General features: G+C 60.9%; 1 pseudogene. It reads right to left on the reverse strand.

What is annotated here, in order from left to right:
- Window positions 1–36 precede the first annotated feature (36 nt).
- Window positions 37–302, reverse strand: a pseudogene (locus P3H15_RS55445) (hypothetical protein); the annotation flags it as partial.

Below are 302 nucleotides of genomic sequence, written 5' to 3' on the forward strand. Positions count from 1 at the left end.
TTCTCCCACACCGCCAACCCCCACCGCCTCGATAAATCAGCGGGCTCCTAGGGGGTAGCCGAAGATCTGTCCGTCGAAGGGCTGTAGTTCGTGTTGTTGCACCCCCGCATTGCACAACTCCAGTGTCGATGTCAGCGCCACATACTGCTCCGGGGTCGGAGCCAGCTTCACGACAACGATCCGCTTCACACCCCGCGCCCTTGGCGGCAGACTTCCCCTTCCCCTCTGCCGGTCAGGACTGTTGTCAATGCCTTCGCAGAAGAAGCGTCCGGTGACGTTGAGCTCGGCTGATCGTGAGTTCT

Source organism: Rhodococcus sp. T2V, assembly GCF_029269925.1.
GTDB lineage: Bacteria > Actinomycetota > Actinomycetes > Mycobacteriales > Mycobacteriaceae > Rhodococcus_F > Rhodococcus_F koreensis.